The sequence below is a fragment of the Amycolatopsis kentuckyensis genome (assembly GCF_002155975.1).
GTDB lineage: Bacteria > Actinomycetota > Actinomycetes > Mycobacteriales > Pseudonocardiaceae > Amycolatopsis > Amycolatopsis kentuckyensis.
Genome location: NZ_MUMI01000094.1, coordinates 56,479 through 73,496 on the forward strand (window position 1 = coordinate 56,479; position 17,018 = coordinate 73,496).

The 17,018-nt window shown below is 70.6% G+C and carries 20 protein-coding genes; 15 read left to right on the top strand and 5 right to left on the bottom strand.

The window, feature by feature from the left end:
• Positions 1-43: 43 nt before the first annotated feature.
• Positions 44-1,318, top strand: coding sequence for a UDP-N-acetylglucosamine 1-carboxyvinyltransferase (murA, locus tag CCN39_RS10290; RefSeq protein WP_086840699.1), 1,275 nt, complete (start codon positions 44-46; stop codon positions 1,316-1,318).
• 1 nt (position 1,319) lies between these two features.
• Here the strand turns inward: murA and CCN39_RS10295 are convergent, their stop codons facing one another.
• Positions 1,320-1,913, bottom strand: a complete 594-nt coding sequence (locus tag CCN39_RS10295) for a TetR/AcrR family transcriptional regulator (RefSeq protein WP_086840701.1) — start codon at positions 1,911-1,913, stop codon at positions 1,320-1,322.
• A 50-nt stretch (positions 1,914-1,963) separates the two neighbouring features.
• Between CCN39_RS10295 and CCN39_RS10300 the strand changes: the two genes are divergently transcribed.
• The 3 genes from CCN39_RS10300 to CCN39_RS10310 are packed head-to-tail and all read left to right on the top strand — an operon-like array spanning position 1,964 to position 4,429.
• Positions 1,964-2,431, top strand: coding sequence for a nuclear transport factor 2 family protein (locus CCN39_RS10300; RefSeq protein WP_279629569.1), 468 nt, complete (start codon positions 1,964-1,966; stop codon positions 2,429-2,431).
• Positions 2,424-3,242 carry an NAD(P)H-binding protein gene (locus tag CCN39_RS10305; RefSeq protein WP_086840704.1) on the top strand — a complete coding sequence of 273 codons (819 nt, stop codon included), beginning with the start codon at positions 2,424-2,426 and terminating at the stop codon, positions 3,240-3,242. The genes CCN39_RS10300 and CCN39_RS10305 overlap by 8 nt, the downstream gene beginning before the upstream one ends.
• Entirely contained in the window at positions 3,239-4,429 is a 1,191-nt protein-coding gene (locus tag CCN39_RS10310; RefSeq protein ID WP_086840706.1) for an alpha/beta hydrolase family protein, read from the top strand. The genes CCN39_RS10305 and CCN39_RS10310 overlap by 4 nt, the downstream gene beginning before the upstream one ends.
• Here CCN39_RS10310 and CCN39_RS10315 read toward each other — a convergent pair.
• Complete coding sequence (locus CCN39_RS10315; RefSeq protein ID WP_086840708.1) at positions 4,426-5,052, bottom strand: LysE family translocator; 627 nt, start codon at positions 5,050-5,052, stop codon at positions 4,426-4,428. The genes CCN39_RS10310 and CCN39_RS10315 overlap by 4 nt on opposite strands.
• Positions 5,052-5,678 (bottom strand): LysE family translocator, encoded by a 627-nt coding sequence (locus CCN39_RS10320; RefSeq protein ID WP_086840710.1) that lies wholly within the window; start codon positions 5,676-5,678, stop codon positions 5,052-5,054. Before CCN39_RS10320 ends, CCN39_RS10315 begins: the two co-directional genes overlap by 1 nt.
• A gap of 175 nt (positions 5,679-5,853) precedes the next feature.
• On the opposite strand from CCN39_RS10320, the gene CCN39_RS10325 reads away from it, so the two are divergent.
• From CCN39_RS10325 to CCN39_RS10335, 3 genes are all read left to right on the top strand, one after another.
• Positions 5,854-6,372, top strand: a complete 519-nt coding sequence (locus CCN39_RS10325) for a PH domain-containing protein (protein ID WP_086840712.1) — start codon at positions 5,854-5,856, stop codon at positions 6,370-6,372.
• 54 nt (positions 6,373-6,426) lie between these two features.
• Positions 6,427-6,939 (top strand): hypothetical protein, encoded by a 513-nt coding sequence (locus CCN39_RS10330; RefSeq protein WP_143264001.1) that lies wholly within the window; start codon positions 6,427-6,429, stop codon positions 6,937-6,939.
• Between the two features lie 85 nt (positions 6,940-7,024).
• Positions 7,025-9,043, top strand: a complete 2,019-nt coding sequence (locus tag CCN39_RS10335; RefSeq protein WP_086840716.1) for a protein meaA — start codon at positions 7,025-7,027, stop codon at positions 9,041-9,043.
• Here CCN39_RS10335 and CCN39_RS10340 read toward each other — a convergent pair.
• A complete protein-coding gene (locus CCN39_RS10340; protein ID WP_086840718.1) occupies positions 9,036-9,596 on the bottom strand; it encodes a cysteine hydrolase family protein in 561 nt (186 codons plus the stop codon). The genes CCN39_RS10335 and CCN39_RS10340 overlap by 8 nt on opposite strands.
• 71 nt (positions 9,597-9,667) lie before the next feature.
• Between CCN39_RS10340 and CCN39_RS10345 the strand changes: the two genes are divergently transcribed.
• The 4 genes from CCN39_RS10345 to CCN39_RS10360 all read left to right on the top strand — a co-directional run bounded on the left by CCN39_RS10345 (position 9,668) and on the right by CCN39_RS10360 (position 12,461).
• Positions 9,668-10,651, top strand: a complete 984-nt coding sequence (locus CCN39_RS10345) for a GlxA family transcriptional regulator (RefSeq protein WP_086840719.1) — start codon at positions 9,668-9,670, stop codon at positions 10,649-10,651.
• The gene (locus tag CCN39_RS10350; RefSeq protein WP_086840721.1) at positions 10,633-11,400 is read left to right on the top strand and encodes an enoyl-CoA hydratase-related protein; all 768 of its coding nucleotides are present in this window, start codon (positions 10,633-10,635) and stop codon (positions 11,398-11,400) included. Before CCN39_RS10345 ends, CCN39_RS10350 begins: the two co-directional genes overlap by 19 nt.
• Positions 11,401-11,463: 63 nt before the next feature.
• Positions 11,464-11,964 (top strand): TetR/AcrR family transcriptional regulator, encoded by a 501-nt coding sequence (locus CCN39_RS10355; protein WP_244210713.1) that lies wholly within the window; start codon positions 11,464-11,466, stop codon positions 11,962-11,964.
• Positions 11,961-12,461, top strand: coding sequence for a DUF2867 domain-containing protein (locus CCN39_RS10360; protein WP_086840725.1), 501 nt, complete (start codon positions 11,961-11,963; stop codon positions 12,459-12,461). Before CCN39_RS10355 ends, CCN39_RS10360 begins: the two co-directional genes overlap by 4 nt.
• On the opposite strand, the gene CCN39_RS10365 is transcribed toward CCN39_RS10360, so the two are convergent.
• Positions 12,397-12,942: an NUDIX domain-containing protein gene (locus CCN39_RS10365; RefSeq protein WP_086840727.1), complete on the bottom strand. Its 546-nt coding sequence runs from the start codon at positions 12,940-12,942 to the stop codon at positions 12,397-12,399. The two genes, CCN39_RS10360 and CCN39_RS10365, sit on opposite strands and share 65 nt — an antisense overlap.
• A 37-nt stretch (positions 12,943-12,979) precedes the next feature.
• Here CCN39_RS10365 and nucS point away from each other — a divergent pair, with 37 nt between their 5' ends.
• The 4 genes from nucS (at position 12,980) to CCN39_RS10385 (ending at position 17,016) form a co-directional block, all read left to right on the top strand.
• Entirely contained in the window at positions 12,980-13,639 is a 660-nt protein-coding gene (gene nucS / locus CCN39_RS10370) for an endonuclease NucS (protein WP_014467679.1), read from the top strand.
• Position 13,640: 1 nt separating this feature from the next.
• Entirely contained in the window at positions 13,641-13,856 is a 216-nt protein-coding gene (locus tag CCN39_RS10375; protein WP_244210714.1) for a DUF1653 domain-containing protein, read from the top strand.
• Between the two features lie 474 nt (positions 13,857-14,330).
• Positions 14,331-15,107 (top strand): hypothetical protein, encoded by a 777-nt coding sequence (locus tag CCN39_RS10380; RefSeq protein WP_086840729.1) that lies wholly within the window; start codon positions 14,331-14,333, stop codon positions 15,105-15,107.
• A 211-nt stretch (positions 15,108-15,318) separates the two neighbouring features.
• Entirely contained in the window at positions 15,319-17,016 is a 1,698-nt protein-coding gene (locus CCN39_RS10385) for a sodium:solute symporter family protein (protein WP_086840731.1), read from the top strand.
• The last annotated feature ends 2 nt before the right edge of the window (positions 17,017-17,018 follow it).

A 17,018-nucleotide genomic window follows, 5' to 3' on the forward strand; every position in this document is an offset into this window, starting at 1 on the left:
CCCGCCCGGGCCGAATCCGGGCGAGAGGGCATGATTGGCGGCCATGAGCGAGCACTTCGACGTGCATGGCGGAGCCCGGCTGGTCGGCGAGGTCGACGTGGTCGGCGCCAAGAACAGCGTGCTGAAGCTGATGGCCGCGGCCCTGCTGGCCGAGGGCACCACGACCATCACGAACTGCCCGCAGATCCTCGACGTCCCGCTGATGGGCGACGTGCTGCGGAGCGTCGGCTGCGAGGTCGTCATCGAGGGCGACACGGCCACCATCACGACGCCGGCCGAACTGTCGCACCGCGCGGACTCGGCGGCGATGGGCAAGCTGCGCGCGTCCGTCTGCGTGCTGGGGCCGCTGGTCGGCCGGCTGAAGCAGGCCGTCGTGGCGCTGCCGGGCGGTGACGCGATCGGCTCGCGCCCGCTGGACATGCACCAGAACGGCCTGCGCAAGCTGGGCGCGACGAGCACGATCGAGCACGGCTGCGTCGTCGCGAAGGCCGAGACGCTGGTCGGCGCGCAGATCTGGCTGGACTTCCCGAGCGTCGGCGCGACCGAGAACATCCTGATGGCGGCCGTGCTGGCCGAGGGCACCACGGTCATCGACAACTGCGCGCGCGAGCCGGAGATCGTCGACATCTGCACGATGCTGATCGAGATGGGCGCGAAGATCGAAGGCGCCGGGACGTCGACGCTGACCGTGCACGGCGTGGAGCAGCTGCACCCGACCACGCACAGCGTCATCGGCGACCGGATCGTGGGCGCGACCTGGGCGTTCGCCGCCTCGATGACCCGCGGCGACATCACCGTCCGCGGGGTCAACCCGCACCACCTCGACCTGGTGCTGAACAAGCTGCAGCTGGCCGGCGCGGACGTCGAAACCTTCGGCGACAAGGGTTTCCGCGTGGTCCAGCCGGAACGCCCGAAGGCGGTCGACTGGGTGACGCTGCCGTACCCCGGCTTCGCGACCGACCTGCAGCCGTTCGCGGTGGCGCTGTCGGCCGTGTCCGAGGGCACGTCGATGATCACCGAGAACGTCTACGAGGCACGCTTCCGCTTCATCGAGGAGATGGTCCGTCTCTCCGGCGACGCCCGCACGGACGGCCACCACGCGGTGGTCCGCGGCGTCGAGAAGCTCTCGAGCGCGCCGGTCTGGGCGTCGGACATCCGCGCGGGCGCCGGGCTGGTGCTCGCGGGCCTGTGCGCGGACGGCGTCACCGAGGTCTGGGACGTCTTCCACATCGACCGCGGCTACCCGCACTTCGTCGAGAACCTCAACCGCCTGGGCGCGAACATCAAGCGCGTCGCGGGCGAGCCCGACCGGAGCTGAGTCAGGCGCCCTGCGCGCCCAGTGCGCGCAGGGCGTAGCTCACCAGCCGGTCCAGGTAGTCCGGCTCGGCTGCGGCCTGCCGGACCACCAGCCGCCAGTAGATCGGCGCGGCCAGGACGTCGAGCCCCATCTCCAGGTCGAGGTCCTCGGGCAGTTCGCCGCGCGCGATCGCCCGGCGCAGCATGGCCTCGCCGACCTCCCGCCGCGGCCCGCCGATGCTCGTGCGCGTGCTTTCCGCGGTCTCGGGGTTCCGCACGCCCTCGGCGACCAGGTCCGGCAGGATCCGCGAAAACAGCGGGTGCGTCAGCCAGTCGATCAGGGCCTGCATCGTTTCGCGCAGGTCGCCGCGCAGTGAGCCGGTGTCGACGTCGGCCGCGCGGGTCACGCTGAACTCCGCGACGACCGCGGTGATCATCTCGTGCTTCGACCGCCAGCGCCGGTAGAGCGCGCTTTTGCCCACGCCGGCGCGCTTGGCCACCGCTTCCATGGACAGCCGCCCGTACCCCTGCTCGGCCAGTTCGTGCAGGACGGCGTCGGTGATCGCCTGCGTGACCTCGGGCTGGAGGACCGCGGCGCCGGTCGGGGTGCGTGCCATGGAACGCAGTCTAGCGGGTGGACGAGACGGTACCGTCCCGTCTATGGTGGATGACGTCGGGACGGTACCGTCTCGTCCGAACGTCGAAGGAGGCTGCGATGCGCGACTTCGTCGAGCACGCGCTCGATCTGCTGCTGAAGCACGACATGGCCGGGTTCGCCGGGCTCTGGGCCGAGGACGGCGTCCTCGAGTTCCCGTTCGCCGGCCCGGGCTACCCGAAACGCGTCGAAGGGCGCGAAGCGATCCGCGAGTACCTGCGCGACTACCCGAACCTGCTGGACATCCGGGAGGTGACGGCGAAGACCGTGCACGAAACCACCGACCCGGCCGTGGTCGTCGCCGAGTTCACCGTGGCGGGCGTGGTGGTGGCGACGGGGAAGCCGTACGAGCTCTCCTACATCGCCGTGATCACGGTTTCGGACGGCGAGATCCGCACCTACCGCGATTACTGGAGCCCGCTGGCCGCGGCCGAAGTCCTCGGCGGCGTCGAAGAGCTGACGGCGGCGTTCGGTGGCTGACGTCCTGGTCCTCGGCGGCACCGGCACGACCGGCCGCCGGGTCGTCGCGGGCCTGCGCGCGAACGGCGTCACGGCCCGGGCGGCCACGCGCAAGCCGGGCGAGGCCGGTCAGGTCCGCTTCGACTGGGCGGACCGGTCGACCCACGCTCGCGCGCTGCACGGTGTTTCGGCGGTGTACCTGCTGGCCCCGATCGGCGAGGCTTCGCCCGCGGCGCTGGTGGAGCCGTTCTTGGCGGAGGCCCTCGATGCGGGCGTGAGGCGAGTCGTCCTGCTCAGCTCGTCGGCGGTCACTGCGGACACGCCGGGGCTGGGCGACCTGCAGCGGCTGGTGCGCGCGGCGCCGGAGTGGGCGGTGCTGAAGCCGTCCTGGTTCATGCAGAACTTCACCGGCGAGCACCTGGTCGCCCAGGGCGTGCGGGACGGCGAGATCGTCACGGCCACCGGCGACGCGCGGGTCGCGTTCGTCGATGCCGGTGACATCGCGGCGGTCGCCGTCCGGGCGCTGACCGACCCGGAACCGCACAACACCGAACACGTCCTGACCGGACCGGCCGCGGTGAGTTACGCCGAAGCGGCGGCGATCGTGGCGGCGCACCTCGGACGTCCGGTGCGGCACCGCCCGGTGAGCACCGCGGATTTCGCGGCACTGCTGACGTCGTCCGGGATCCCCGCCGAGTTCGCCCGCGTGCTGGCCGCCCTCGACGAGGACATCCGGCGCGGCGCCGAAGACCGCGTCACCCCCGTCGTCGAGCAGGTCACCGGGCGGCCGGCCCGTTCGTTCGAAACCTTTGTGCAGGAGGAAATCCGATGAAGCAGCTGATGTTCGAAGAAGACCGGCAGTTCTGGTTCGAGACCCTGCGCCTGTTCGGCCACGCGGCCTACGGCGGCTCGGACTTCGGCGAGGTCCTCGCGGCGGCGTCGACGGTGACGCCGGGCGACTACGACAGCTGGCACGACGCCTACCGCGCCCTGGCCGACCGCCTGTACGCCGAAGCGGCCGACGCCGGCCCGGTCACCGCCCGCGACCTGCTGCTGCGCGCGTCGACGTACTACTTCTCGGCGGAGTTCTTCCTCCACGGCGACCCGGCGGACCCGCGCATCGCGGCGGCGTACGACCGGAGCGTCGAGTGCTTCCGCCGCGCGGAGGTGGCCGAACCGGTCGAAATCCCGTACGAGGGAACGGTTCTGCGCGGGTATTTCTATCGTGCGCCGGGTTCCGGGCCGAAGCCGTTGCTGATCATGCACAACGGATTCGACGGCAGCGCCGAGGAATGCCACTTCCTGGGCGCGGCGGCGGGCGCTTCGCACGGTTACCACGTCCTGACGTTCGACGGCCCGGGCCAGCCGAGCGCGATCCGGCACGAGAAGCTCGTGTTCCGCCCGGACTGGGAGCACGTGGTGACGCCGGTGGTGGACTTCGCGCTCGCCCTCGACGGAGTCGACCCGGCCCGCATCGCGCTGCTGGGGGTGAGCCTGGGCGGCATGCTGGCCCCGCGAGCGGCGGCGTTCGAGCCCCGCCTGGCGGCGGTGGCCGCGGTGGACGGCGTGTACGACGCGGGCGCGGCGGTGACGGCTCTGCTGCCCTGGCCACGCGAGGAGATCGTGCGCCGAGCCCGGGCGCTCCAGGACGACGAGTTCGACGCGCTGCTGGCGGCGGGCCGTGCCGCGAGCCCGACGCTGCGCTGGGCGTGCGACCACGGCCGCTACGTCCTGGGCGCGGCGACCGACCGCGAGTTCATCGCGAAGTACCTGGAGTACACGCTCGAGGACGGCGTCGCGGAGAAGATCACCTGCCCGGTCCTGGTCTGCGAAGCGGCGGACGACCTGTTCTTCGGCGGCACGCAGGAGACCGAACCCCGGCGGCTGTTCCGGCACCTGAAGGCGCCGAAGACGCTGCTGACGTTCACGGCGGAGGAGGGAGCGGACGCGCACTGCCACGTCGGAGCCCAGCGCCTGGCGGCGGGCCGCATCTACGACTGGCTGGACCGGACGCTTTAGCCTTCGAGAGCCAACGCGGCGCCGAAGCCCACCAGGGCCGTGCCCGTGGCGCCGTCCATCACCCGGCGGACCTTGCGCTGCTGCAACCAGCCCCGTACCCGGTGCACGAAGAACAACAGCAACACCTGCCACACCACGCCCAACGCCGCCACCGTGTACGCCAGCAGCAGCGCGTCCGCCTGGTCCGTCACCCCCGGTGTCAGGAACTGCGGGAGCACCGACAGGTACAGCACGATCACCTTCGGGTTGGTGATGTTGGACAGGAACCCTTCCCGGAACCGCCGTCCCCGGGAGGCGCGGGCCTTCCGGGCGTCGTCCAGGCCCTCGTAGTTTCCGCGCCAGGCGCCGCGGAGGGCCTGGACGCCCAGGAAGACCAGGTAAGCGGCCCCGAGCCACTTCACCGTCTCGAACACCGGCTGGTACCGCGTGATCACCGCGCCCAGCCCCAGTGCCGCCGCCGTTCCCTGGAGGAAGTTCGCGACCGTGATCCCGGCGCACGCCCAGCCGCCGCCGCGGGCGCCGCCGGTCAGGGCGTTCTTCAGCACCACCATCGTGTCCGGGCCCGGCATCATCGCCAGGAACGCCATCAGCCCGGCGAAACCCGCGTAAGTGCTCCAGGTCATCAGGACTCCAGGGCCAGTGCCGCGCCGAAACCGAGCAGCGCCGTGCCGGTGATGCCGTCCAGCGCGCGGCGCACCCGGCGGCGTTCCAGCCACGCCCGCACGCGGTGCACGAACACCAGCAGCACCAGCAGCCACAGCACGCCGAGGACCGCGACGGTGTAGGCCAGCGCGAGCGCGTCCCACGTCGTCGTGCGGGCCGGGTCGAGGAACTGCGGCAGCACGGACAGGTACAGCACCAGCACCTTCGGGTTGGTGATGTTGGAGAGGAAGCCCTCGCGGAACCGCCGGAAGCCGCCGCCCCGGCGTCGCTGGGCCTCTTCGACGGCCTGGTAGTTGCCGCGGAACGCGCCGCGCAGGGCCTGGAAACCGAGGAAGACGAGGTACGCCGCGCCGGCCCACTTGAGCGCGAGGAACACCGGCTGCGACCGGGCGATGAGGACGCCGAGACCCAGCGCCGCCGCGCTGCCCTGCACGGCGTTGCCGGCGAAGATGCCCAGCGACGCGAGCAGCCCGCCCCGGAACCCGCCGGACAGCGCGTTCTTGAGCATCACCATCGTGTCCGGCCCCGGTGCGAGGACGATCAGGACCACGATGACCAGGTAACTCCCGTACGAACTCCACGTCACGGCTACTGACGCTAACCGACGTGACAGGGCCGGGTCTCGCAGTTTTCGGTCACACAGTCCGACCGGCGGGAACCTGCTCTGGCTGAGCGCGATCAACCACGCACAGAGGGTGCAAGACCGCGTCCGCCGCGCGCGGGACTCGGCGGGAGAGGCCTCGGCAGAGTAGTGTTCGGCCATGTCAGCAGGCGAAATCGATCTTCTGCCCGGTGAACGCGTGCTCTGGGCGGGGGAGCCGGTCCAGCGCCCGCTCTACGTCGCCGCGGACGGGCTGATCGCCCCGGCCGGGCTCGTCCTCGCCGCCGCCTCCCTCTGGTTTCTGCTCACGAAGCAGCCGAGCGGCCTCACGATGGCCGCGGCCGTGGTGGCGCTGGTGCTCGGCCTCTACGGCGCGGTCGGCCGGTCGGCCGTCCGCTACCTCGCGCTCGGGCGCACGACCTACGCGGTGACGGACAGCCGGATCATCGCGCGCTCGGGCCTGTTCCGGCAGAAGGAACGCTCCAGCGAGCTGGCCGGCCTGCCGGCGCCGGTCCTCAAGGCGGGGCCGTCCCGCACCGGGACCATCGCCTTCGGGCCGGGAACGGTGACGCTGATGGGCGTCGGCGAGCCCAAGCGGGTCCGCGACCTGCTCACCAAGGCGATCGACGAGGCCAAGGCCCGCCAGGCCCCGCCGGAAGCGGACAGTTCGGCTGCCTGATCGGGCAACCCGCACGGCCTCCCGGAGCGTCAGCCCGGTATGGAGGAGGTCGCCGTGAAAGAACCGCTGATCGCCCTGGAGCCGGGTGAGCGGCTGCTGTGGTCGGGACGGCCGCGGCGGATCGCCCCGACGGGTCTCGAGTGGTTCCGCATCGTCTTCGGCTCGTTCATGGTCTCGGCCTTCGCCGCCGCCATCGGGGTGTCGTCCCTCGGGGCGGCCGTGACCTTCGGGATCATCGGGCTCGCCATCGTCTGGGGGCCGGTGCTCTGGCGGCTGCGCAGGACGCGCCGCGAGGTGTACGCGGTGACCGACCAGCGGGTCGTGGTGGCCGACCGCGTCTCGGGCCATACCCGCGCGTGCGAATACCTGGGTGACCTGGAGTCGCCGGTCGTCCGGCGCGACGAGGACGGCGGCGGCAGGCTCACGCTCACGAGGCGGCACGGGTCCGTGTACCTGCTCGGCTACTCGCTGCCGAAGCAGGGAGAACCGGCCCCGATCGAGCTGTTCGACGTGCCGGACGTCGACGGGTTGCGCGACCTGATCGTGCAGGAGCAGGCTGCGGACTGACGTCACCCTGACGTGTCCGATTGCACTGCCACCATAAGTTACCGGTCGGTACACTCGACGAAACGTCCACCGCCGGAGGTGCCCAGTGCCGTACCCATCCGACAACGAGCGGGATCGCCCCTGGGTGATGCGCACGTACGCGGGGCACTCCTCCGCGGCCGCGTCGAACGAGCTCTACCGGCGCAACCTCGCCAAGGGGCAGACCGGCCTTTCGGTGGCCTTCGACCTGCCCACCCAGACCGGCTACGACCCGGACCACCAGCTCGCCCGCGGTGAGGTCGGCAAGGTCGGTGTCCCGGTGTCGCACCTCGGCGACATGCGGCGGCTCTTCGACGGCATCCCACTCGCCGAAGCGAACACGTCGATGACCATCAACGCGCCGGCCATGTGGCTGCTCGCGCTGTACGTCTCCGTGGCCCGCGAGCAGGCCGAGGCCGAGGGGCGCGACGTCGACGAGGTCCTCGCGAGGCTCGCCGGCACCACGCAGAACGACATCATCAAGGAGTACCTGTCCCGCGGGACCTACATCTTCCCGCCCGGGCCGAGCCTGCGGCTGATCACCGACGTGATCGCCTGGACCGTGCACCACGTCCCCAAGTGGAACCCGATCAACATCTGCAGCTACCACCTGCAGGAAGCCGGGGCGACGCCGACGCAGGAGGTCGCGTACGCGCTCTGCACCGCGATCGCCGTGCTCGACGCGGTCCGCGACTCGGGACAGGTCGACGAGGCCGACATGGCGAAGGTCGTCGCGCGGATCTCCTTCTTCGTCAACGCCGGGGTCCGGTTCGTCGAGGAGATGTCCAAGATGCGCGCGTTCACCGCGCTCTGGGACGAGCTCACCCGCGACCGCTACGGCGTCACGGATCCCAAGGCCCGCCGGCTGCGCTACGGCGTGCAGGTCAACTCGCTCGGGCTGACCGAAGCCCAGCCGGAGAACAACGTCCAGCGGATCGTGCTGGAGATGCTCGCGGTGTCGCTCTCCCGCGGCGCCCGCGCCCGCGCGATCCAGCTGCCCGCGTGGAACGAAGCCCTCGGCCTGCCCCGGCCGTGGGACCAGCAGTGGGCGCTGCGGATGCAGCAGGTGCTCGCCTTCGAGACCGACCTGCTGGAGTACGAGGACATCTTCGACGGCTCGCACGTCATCCAGGCCAAGGTCGACGAGATCATGGCCGGCGCCCGCGAGGAGATCGCGCGCGTGCAGGACCTCGGCGGCGCGGTCGCCGCGGTCGAGAGCGGCTACATGAAGTCGCAGCTGGTCGCGTCGCTGGCCGAGTACCGCCGCGAGATGGAGAACGGCGAGCGGGTCCTGGTCGGGGTCAACAAGTTCGGGACGACCGAGCCGTCACCGCTGCAGGCCGAGGGCGCGAAGGCGATCGAGACGATCGACCCCGCCGTCGAGAAGGCCGCCGTCACCGCGATCGAGGAATGGCGTACCCAGCGCGACAACGAGGCCGTCGAACGGTCGCTGGCGACGCTTAAGGAACGCGCGCAGACCACGGAAAACCTCTTCGAGGCCACTGTGGACTGTGCGCGGGCCGGCGTGACCACCGGCGAGTGGGCCGGCGCGCTGCGCGAGGTGTTCGGCGAATACCGCGCGCCCACCGGCGTTTCCGCCTCCGCGGTCGCCGGGGTGGGCGACCCGGAGCTGGAGCGGGTGCGCGCGCGGGTCCGGGAAACCGAGGCGGAACTGGGCGAGCGGCTGCGGATCCTGGTCGGCAAGCCCGGCCTCGACGGGCACTCCAACGGCGCCGAGCAGGTCGCCGTCCGGGCGCGCGACGTCGGCTTCGAGGTCATCTACCAGGGCATCCGGCTGACGCCCGAGCAGATCGTCGCGGCCGCGGTGCAGGAAGGCGTGCACGTCGTCGGGCTCTCCGTGCTCTCCGGTTCCCACCTCGAGGTCGTCCCGCACGTCGTCGACGGCCTGCGCGCCGCGGGGGCGGGCGACGTGCCGGTGATCGTCGGCGGCATCATCCCGCCGGACGACGCCGCGCTCCTGGCCGAACGCGGCATCGCCCGGGTGTTCACGCCCAAGGACTACGAGCTCACCGGGATCATGGACGGCATCGTCAGCCTGATCCGCGAGCGGCACGGCCTCAGCTGAGTTCCGCCAGTACGTCCTTTGTGGACTTCACGGTGGCGAAGCCGCCACCGTGCAAGTTCGTCGCCGTCGCGCGGTACAGCTCATCGGCGGCGAGCACGCTGCCGTCGGGGCCTTCGAGGTCGAACGTGAACGTGGCGTCGAGGGCGAAAGTGACGTCGTAGCCGAGGTTCCCGCCCATCCGCGCGGTGGTTTCGCAGCAGAAGTTCGTCTGGATGCCGGCCAGGACGAAGCTCGTGATGCCGCGCTTGCGCAGCCACGCGTCGAGGTCGACGTCGCCGATGAAGGCCGAGTTGACCTTCTTGCCGAACACGAGGTCCGGCCGTGCGCCGTCGAGTTCGGGCTTGAAGTCGTTGCCCGGCTGGCCCGGGCGCAGCGGCGAGCCGGGCTTCGGCGAATCGTGGTGCACGAGCACCACCGGGAGCCGCCGCTCCTGCCACGCGTCGAGCAGGGCCTTCATGTTCGCTTCGGCGCCCGGGTTGTTGCGCGGGCCCCAGAACTCCGGGTCGTCGAACCCGCGCTGGACGTCGATCAGGATGAGTGCCGTTTCGGTCATGCCGTCGAGTCTCGCGGTCCCGAAGGCGCGAGGGGAGTGGCAGAAGACGCGCGATGCGGTACTTTTCTGCCATGCGCACCATCGGTGTCCTCCTGCTGCCGGGCACCCGGATGTTCGACCTCGCGGTGATCGGTGAGGTCTGGGGCCAGGACCGGACCGACAGCGGCATCGGCCCGTTCACCGTCCGGCTGTGCCGGGCCGGCCGGGTGCGAACCGCGGTTTCGCCGTTCGGGGACGTCGCGGCCACGCACGGCCTCGCCGGGCTCGACGGCTGCGACCTCGTGCTGGCGCCGGGCCGCGATGATCCCTTGGCCCCGGTGCCGCCCTCCGCCGTCGCGGCGCTGCGCCGGGCACACCGAGCCGGGGCGACCGTCGCCGGGTTGTGCTCCGGCGCGTTCACCCTCGCCGCCGCCGGCCTGCTCGACGGCCGCCCGGCGACCACGCACTGGCGCGACCTCGACGCCCTCGCCCGCGTCGCCCCGCGCGCGGACCTCCACCGCGACGTGCTCTACACCGACGACGGCGGTGTCCTGACGTCCGCGGGCGTCGTCGGCGGCCTCGACCTCTGCCTGTACCTGGTCCGGCGCGACCACGGCGCGGACGTCGCCGCCGCGCTCGCCCGGCGCCTGGTGATGCCACCGGCACGCGAAGGCGGGCAGCGCCAATACGTCGACAACCCGCTGCCGCCGTCGGCGGCCCAGCCCGGCATGGCGTCCACAATGGACTGGGCGCTGGCGCGGCTCGGGGACGGCATCGGCGTCGAGGACCTGGTCGGGCACGCGCGGATGAGCGAACGGACCTTCCACCGCGAGTTCGCCGCGGCCGCCGGCGTGACACCGGGCCGCTGGCTGCGGGTCCAGCGCGTCCGGTACGCGCAGCGGCTGCTGGAGACGACGTCACTGCCGGTCGGGCGCGTCGCCGAACGGTCCGGGCTGGGCACGGCGGCCAACCTGCGGCGCCGGATGCGCGCCGAGGTCGGCGTCGGTCCCGACAGCTACCGGCGTACGTTCCGGTCCGGAGGGGCTACGGTCGGGGAATGTACGAGCACCTCCTGATGAGCCGGGACGGCGACACCGTCACGATCACCATGAACCGGCCGGCGCGGCGCAACTCGCTGTCCGCGGACCACCTCGCCGAGCTGCTCGCCGCGTTCCGCGCGGCGGGGACGTCCGACGCGACCGGCGTCGTGCTGGCCGGCGCGGGCCCGGTGTTCTCCGCCGGCCACGACTTCGGCGACGTCGCCGACCGGGATCTGATGGGCGTGCGCGAGCTGCTCACGTTGTGCACGGACCTGATGCGGACGATGCAGTCGATCCCGCAGGTGGTCGTCGCGCGGGTGCACGGCCTGGCCACCGCGGCGGGCTGTCAGCTCGTGGCGTCGTGCGACCTGGCCGTGGCCGCCGAGTCGGCGGGCTTCGCGCTGCCAGGTGGCAAGGGCGGCTGGTTCTGCCACACGCCGGCGGTCCCGGTGGCGCGCTCGATCGGCCGCAAGCGCCTGATGGAGCTGGCGCTGACCGGCGACACCATCGACGCGGCGACCGCGCTCGACTGGGGCCTGGTCAACTGCGTGGTGCCCGACGAACAGCTCGACGACGCCGTCGGGGACCTGCTGTCGCGGGCGACGCGCGGCAGCCGGGCCAGCAAGTCGATGGGCAAGGTGACGCTCTACGCCCAGCTCGACCGCCCCGAGGCCGACGCCTACGCGATCGCGCTGGAGGTCATGGCCGCGGCGTCCCAGCTGCCCGGCGCCCGCGAAGGCAGGGCGGCGTTCCTGGAGAAGCGCAAGCCCTCCTGGCCCGACTGAGCCCGGGCCGCTTCGGCTTCTTCTGTCGTGGCCGCTGACCGTACCATACGGTATGGTATGGCCATGGCGGGCAAACGGGACTGGCTGGACGCGGGGCTGGTGCTGCTGGCGGAGCGGGGCGCGCCGTCGGTGACCATCGAGCGGCTCACCGAGCGCCTCGGGCTGTCGAAAGGCTCCTTCTACCACCACTTCAAGGGCATGAGCGGCTACCGCACCGCCCTGCTGGAGCACTTCGAGGCCGAACGCACCACGCGGTTCGTGGAGCAGGCCGAAGCGGCGGAAGGTGACCGGCTGAGCGCGTTGCTGGGGCTCGTCCTGGCGCCCGGTCCCGGGCCGGAGCTGGAGATCGCCGTCCGGGCGTGGGCCCTGCAGGACGTCGAAGCGCGGGCGGTCCAGGAGCGCGTCGACCGGACCCGCGTGGCCTACCTGACCGAGATCAGCGGCGACGCCGCTCTCGCGCAGGCGCTGTACCTGATCGTCGTCGGCGCCGGGCAGGTCGTGCCGCCGCTGACCGGCCGGCAGCTCAGGAACGCACTGGAACTCGTACTGGGGAGACGGAAATGACCGAACCTTTTCTCGACGGCGCCGACTACGTCGAATTCAAGGAGATCGCGAGCGAGAACAGCCTGCGCGAGTTCGTCGCGGGCGTGTTCGGCTGGTCGCCGTGGTGGGTGAAAGGGCTCTTCGGCGTCCGGTACCTGCTCGCGAAGGCCCTGCGGCTGGACACCGCGTCGGTGCCGCGGACCGGCCGGCTCCGGCCCGAGGACGTCGGGTTCGCGCCCGGCCACCGGATCGCGTTCTTCACCGTGCGGGCGGGCGATCCGGAGCGGTACCTGGTGGCGGGCGTGGACGACAGCCACCTGACCGGCTACCTGACGGCCGAAGCGGTGCCAGGCGGCTTCCGGCTCGGCACCATCGTGCACTTCCACAACCGCGTCGGCCCGCGCTACTTCGCGCTGATCAAGCCGTTCCACCACCTGGTGATCCGGGGGATGCTCAGGGCCGGTGCCGCTCGAACAGCAGGAGCTGGGCCCACGCGGCGATCGACTGGGCGTCGGTGATCTCGCCGGTGAGGATCATCTTCTCGACGTCCGCGCGCGCGAACCACGCGCTGCGCATGTCCTGCTCCTCGTGCTCGCGCTCCGGCTCGCCTTCGTGGATGTCCGTGGCGAGGAACACCCAGCCGCGCTGGCTGCTCATGCCGGCGGCGACGTCGAGCTTGCCGAGCGGGACCATCGAGCCGGCCCGCAACCCGGTCTCCTCGCGCAGCTCCCGCACGGCGAGTTCGGCGGGCGGCACGTCCGCCAGGTCCGGCGCGGTGCCCTGCGGGAACTCCCAGCGCCGCTCGCCGAGCGGGTAGCGGAACTGCTCGACCAGCCGGAACCGGTCGCCGTCCTGGGCGATGACCAGCGCGTACGACGGCTTGTCGATCACACCGTAGATGCCCGGCGAGCCGTCGGGGCGGCGGATCTCGTCCTCCCGCACCGTCATCCAGTTGTTCCGGTACACCTCGCGGGACGCGACACGCTGAATGGGGTCCACGCGCCCAGTATCACCGACCCTGTCCTACCCTCCTCGGGTGCGTCTCGTGATCGCGCGGTGCCAGGTCGACTACGCCGGCCGGCTCACCGCCCACCTGCCGATGGCCACCCGCCTGCTGCTCGTCAAGTCCGACGGCTCGGTGTCGGTGCACTCCGACGACCGTGCGTACAAGCCGTTGAACTGGATGAGCCCGCCCTGCTGGCTGATCGAGGACGGCAAGCTCTGGATCGTCGAGAACAAACAGGGCGAGAAGCTGGTGATCTCGATCGAGGAGGTCTTCCACGACTACTCCCAGGCCCTGGGCGCGGAACCGGGCCTGCAGAAGGACGGCGTGGAAGCCCACCTGCAGGAACTGCTGGCCGAGCACATCAAGACCCTCGGCGACGGCTACACGCTGGTCCGCCGCGAATTCCCCACGGCCATCGGCCCGGTCGACATCATGGCCCGCGACGCCGACGGCAAGTCGGTGGCGGTCGAGATCAAGCGCCGCGGCGAAATCGACGGCGTCGAGCAGCTGACCCGCTACCTGGAACTGCTCAACCGCGACCCGCTCCTGGCCCCGGTGCAGGGCGTGTTCGCGGCCCAGATCATCAAGCCGCAGGCCCGCACCCTGGCGGAGGACCGCGGGATCCGCTGCCTGACCCTGGACTACGACGAACTGCGCGGCATCGAGTCCGACGAGTTCCGGCTGTTCTGACGTGTCCGAGGTGGAGCCGGGCCGGTACGTCCACTACAAGGGCGGCGAGTACGAGGTGCTGGGCGTGGCCCGGCACAGCGAGTCCGAAGAGGAACTGGTGGTCTACCGGGCGCTCTACGGCGAGCGGGGGCTGTGGGTGCGCCCGGCACCGATGTTCACCGAGACCGTCGAGACACCCGCCGGCCGGGTGCCGCGGTTCCGGCGAGTGCCGGACTGACGCCCGGCTCGCGGAGACGGGCAGTTCGTTCGGCTGCGTTTTCGCCACCTGCTCCGGGCCGGTCGGGCCTGCCCGCGGGTGGCGGCCCGACCCGGCTTCGGTGAAAAATCGGCCTCGGACTGCCCGAAGGGGCGGGTCTCGGTGCCGATACCGAATCGATGCCGAAAACGACGTATCTGATTCGCTGATTGTTGCTCCGCCAGGAAATCGTTAACGCGATAGTCGGCCGCGCAGTGAGAAGAAACTTTTTCAACGCCTTTTGTGCGCTGTTCGGGTGAGTTCGGGTTCTTGTTCGCCGTTGTCGTGCGACACTCGATTCGAGGGGTTCCGCCGGTGCGTCCGGTGTGGCCGGAGGGTGGTGCGCTCGGCCGTCTTTCTTCGTCGTGCCAACGTTTCAGTCCGCCTTCGAGCTCGGGGTGCGCATGCCATCCGGCCGGCGTGTGCGCATTTTTTGCCTGCACGGAGGAGGAAGTCATGCGTTATCGCCCACTCGGTTCCGATCCGGCCGACCCGCGCCTGGGCCGGTTCATTCCGGATGACTGGCGGCACGTGGAAAGGTATCCGCTCGGCGCGCTGGCCGACGAAGACCGGCCCACCCGGGCGCCGGTCGTGATCGGCGTCAACTGGTACTCGGCGTTCGACCAGCCGGAGCAGGACGAGAAGTCCGGCGAGTTCTTCATCGCGAGGGCCGGCGTCAAGAAGCTCGGCCGGATCCGCGGCGGCCACTGCGTCTGCCTCGAGCCGGGCGGCACCCCGGACACCGACGCCTGGTACGCCTTCTACGACCAGGGCCACGAAGGCGCGTGTGTCGGCTTCGGCTGGTCGCGGTGCATGTCGATCTTCAACGGCAGCGAGTACGCGGCCCGCTGGCTCTGGGACTCGGCCAAGAAGCGCGACGAGTGGCCCGAGACCAACCCCGGTGACGAGAACGGCACGTCGGTCCGCGCCGCGGCCGAGGTGCTCAAGGACACCGGGCACGTCCTGTGGGACGACTCCTACGCCGCCGACGACTGGCACGCCCGCGAGAAGTACACCGCCGAAGCCAAGCAGGGCATCAAGGCGTTCCGCTGGGCGAAGTCGGTCGACGACGTGCACTCGGTGCTCGCCAACCCGCGTGCCGACGAGCTCGGCGCCGTGCCGATCCTCAACTCGTGGGGCCCGGGCTACCCGCACCGGACCTACCTGCCCGACGCCGTTCTGGCCCACCTGATCGACGAGGACGGCGAGATCGCCGTACCGACCGACCGCTGATCCCGGCCGCTCCCGCGGCGTGCGGAACGAGGGCGCGTTTTCCCTGGTCAAGGCCGGGAGAGCGCGCCCTCTGACCATTTTGGACACGTCGGCGTGCCGACCCTGAATCCATGCAGTACTGTCCGGATCCGACGGGATACTGGTGATTCCTGTCGGATCTTGTCCTGTTTGACTCGTACTGTTTCAAGAAGCACAGCCGGAGGTGGGTCGGGTGCTCGTCCTAGCCGATGCGAACCTGCGACTCGACGCGAGCGCGATCGACTACATCGAATTGGCGTTCTACTTCGTTCTCGTGCTCGGCATCGGGTACCTGGCGCGGCGGCAGGTGTCGAGCAGCCTCGACTTCTTCCTGTCGGGCCGGTCGCTGCCCGCCTGGGTCACCGGCCTGGCGTTCATTTCGGCGAACCTCGGCGCGGTCGAGGTGATGGGCATGTCGGCCAACGGCGCCCAGTACGGCCTGCCGACCGTGCACTACTTCTGGATCGGCGCCATCCCGGCGATGCTGTTCCTCGGCATCGTGATGATGCCCTTCTACTACGGCTCCAAGGTCCGCAGCGTCCCGGAGTTCATGCGGCGGCGCTTCGGCAAGCCGGCCCACCTGGTCAACGGCGTCAGCTTCGCCGCGGCCCAGATCCTCATCGCGGGCGCGAACCTCTTCCTGCTGGCCAGCGTGGTGAACCTGCTGCTGGGCTGGCCGCTGTGGGTGTCGATCATCGTCGCCGCCGCGATCGTGCTCTCCTACACCGCGCTCGGCGGCCTCTCCGCCGCGATCTACAACGAGGTCCTGCAGTTCTTCGTCATCGTCATCGCGCTGGTGCCGCTGACGATCATCGGCCTGGTCAAGGTCGGCGGCTGGCAGGGCCTGGTCGACAAGGTGACCAACAGCCCGGGCGGCACCGCGCAGCTGCACTCGTGGCCCGGTGACAACCTGACCGGCTTCGGCAACAGCCTGCTTTCGGTGCTGGGCATCGTCTTCGGCCTCGGGTTCGTGCTCTCCTTCGGCTACTGGACGACGAACTTCGTCGAGGTCCAGCGCGCGATGGCGTCGAAGAGCATGTCCGCCGCGCGGCGCACGCCGATCATCGGCGCGTTCCCGAAGATGCTGGTCCCGTTCATCGTGATCATCCCCGGCATGATCGCCGCGGTCACCGTGTCCGAGTACGTCAAGGACAAGCAGGTGCTGCTCGACGGCGGCAAGGCCGAAAGCGGCGTCACCTTCAACAACGCGCTCCTGCTGCTGATGCGCGACCTGCTGCCGAACGGCATGCTCGGCATCGCCATCGCCGGTCTGCTGGCCTCGTTCATGGCCGGTATGGCGGCGAACCTGAGCTCGTTCAACACGGTCTTCACGTACGACATCTGGCAGACGTACGTGAAGAAGGACAAGCCGGACCACTACTACCTGAACCTGGGCCGCATCGTGACGTCGGCCGGCACGATCCTCGCGATCGGCACCGCCTTCATCGCGTCGAACTCCGGCAACATCCTGAACTACCTGCAGGACCTGTTCTCCTTCTTCAACGCGCCGCTGTTCGCCACGTTCATCCTGGGCATGTTCTGGAAGCGGATGACCCCGCACGCCGGCTGGAGCGGCCTGGTGCTCGGCACGGCGTCCGCCATCACGATCTGGGGCCTGTCGCAGGCCGGGGTGATCGGGCTGGAGGGCCAGGGCACCAGCTTCGTGGCCGCCGGTGTCGCCTTCGTGGTCGACATCGTGGTGAGCGTCGTCGTCTCGCTGGCGACCAAGCCGAAGCCGGACGAAGAGCTGGTGGGCCTCGTCTACTCGCTCACGCCGAAGGAAACCCGCCAGCACGACTCGACCGGGGAGAACGCGGGCTGGTACCGCAAGCCGGGCCTGCTCGCGGGCATCGTGCTCGTCCTGACCATCGCCCTGAACGCCATCTTCTAGGA

What these genes read in the sequence shown, in the direction of transcription:
- CCN39_RS10310 (WP_086840706.1), top strand. Translation starts at nt 3,239, where the DNA reads ATGAAGCAGCTGATGTTCGAAGAAGACCGGCAGTTCTGGTTCGAGACC.
- CCN39_RS10345 (WP_086840719.1), top strand. Translation starts at nt 9,668, where the DNA reads ATGCGCACCATCGGTGTCCTCCTGCTGCCGGGCACCCGGATGTTCGAC.
- CCN39_RS10325 (WP_086840712.1), top strand. Translation starts at nt 5,854, where the DNA reads ATGTCAGCAGGCGAAATCGATCTTCTGCCCGGTGAACGCGTGCTCTGG.
- CCN39_RS10300 (WP_279629569.1), top strand. Translation starts at nt 1,964, where the DNA reads ATGACGTCGGGACGGTACCGTCTCGTCCGAACGTCGAAGGAGGCTGCG.
- CCN39_RS10315 (WP_086840708.1), bottom strand. Translation starts at nt 5,052, where the DNA reads ATGACCTGGAGCACTTACGCGGGTTTCGCCGGGCTGATGGCGTTCCTG.
- CCN39_RS10355 (WP_244210713.1), top strand. Translation starts at nt 11,464, where the DNA reads ATGGCGGGCAAACGGGACTGGCTGGACGCGGGGCTGGTGCTGCTGGCG.
- CCN39_RS10340 (WP_086840718.1), bottom strand. Translation starts at nt 9,596, where the DNA reads ATGACCGAAACGGCACTCATCCTGATCGACGTCCAGCGCGGGTTCGAC.
- CCN39_RS10380 (WP_086840729.1), top strand. Translation starts at nt 14,331, where the DNA reads ATGCGTTATCGCCCACTCGGTTCCGATCCGGCCGACCCGCGCCTGGGC.
- CCN39_RS10295 (WP_086840701.1), bottom strand. Translation starts at nt 1,913, where the DNA reads ATGGCACGCACCCCGACCGGCGCCGCGGTCCTCCAGCCCGAGGTCACG.
- CCN39_RS10360 (WP_086840725.1), top strand. Translation starts at nt 11,961, where the DNA reads ATGACCGAACCTTTTCTCGACGGCGCCGACTACGTCGAATTCAAGGAG.
- murA (WP_086840699.1), top strand. Translation starts at nt 44, where the DNA reads ATGAGCGAGCACTTCGACGTGCATGGCGGAGCCCGGCTGGTCGGCGAG.
- CCN39_RS10350 (WP_086840721.1), top strand. Translation starts at nt 10,633, where the DNA reads ATGTACGAGCACCTCCTGATGAGCCGGGACGGCGACACCGTCACGATC.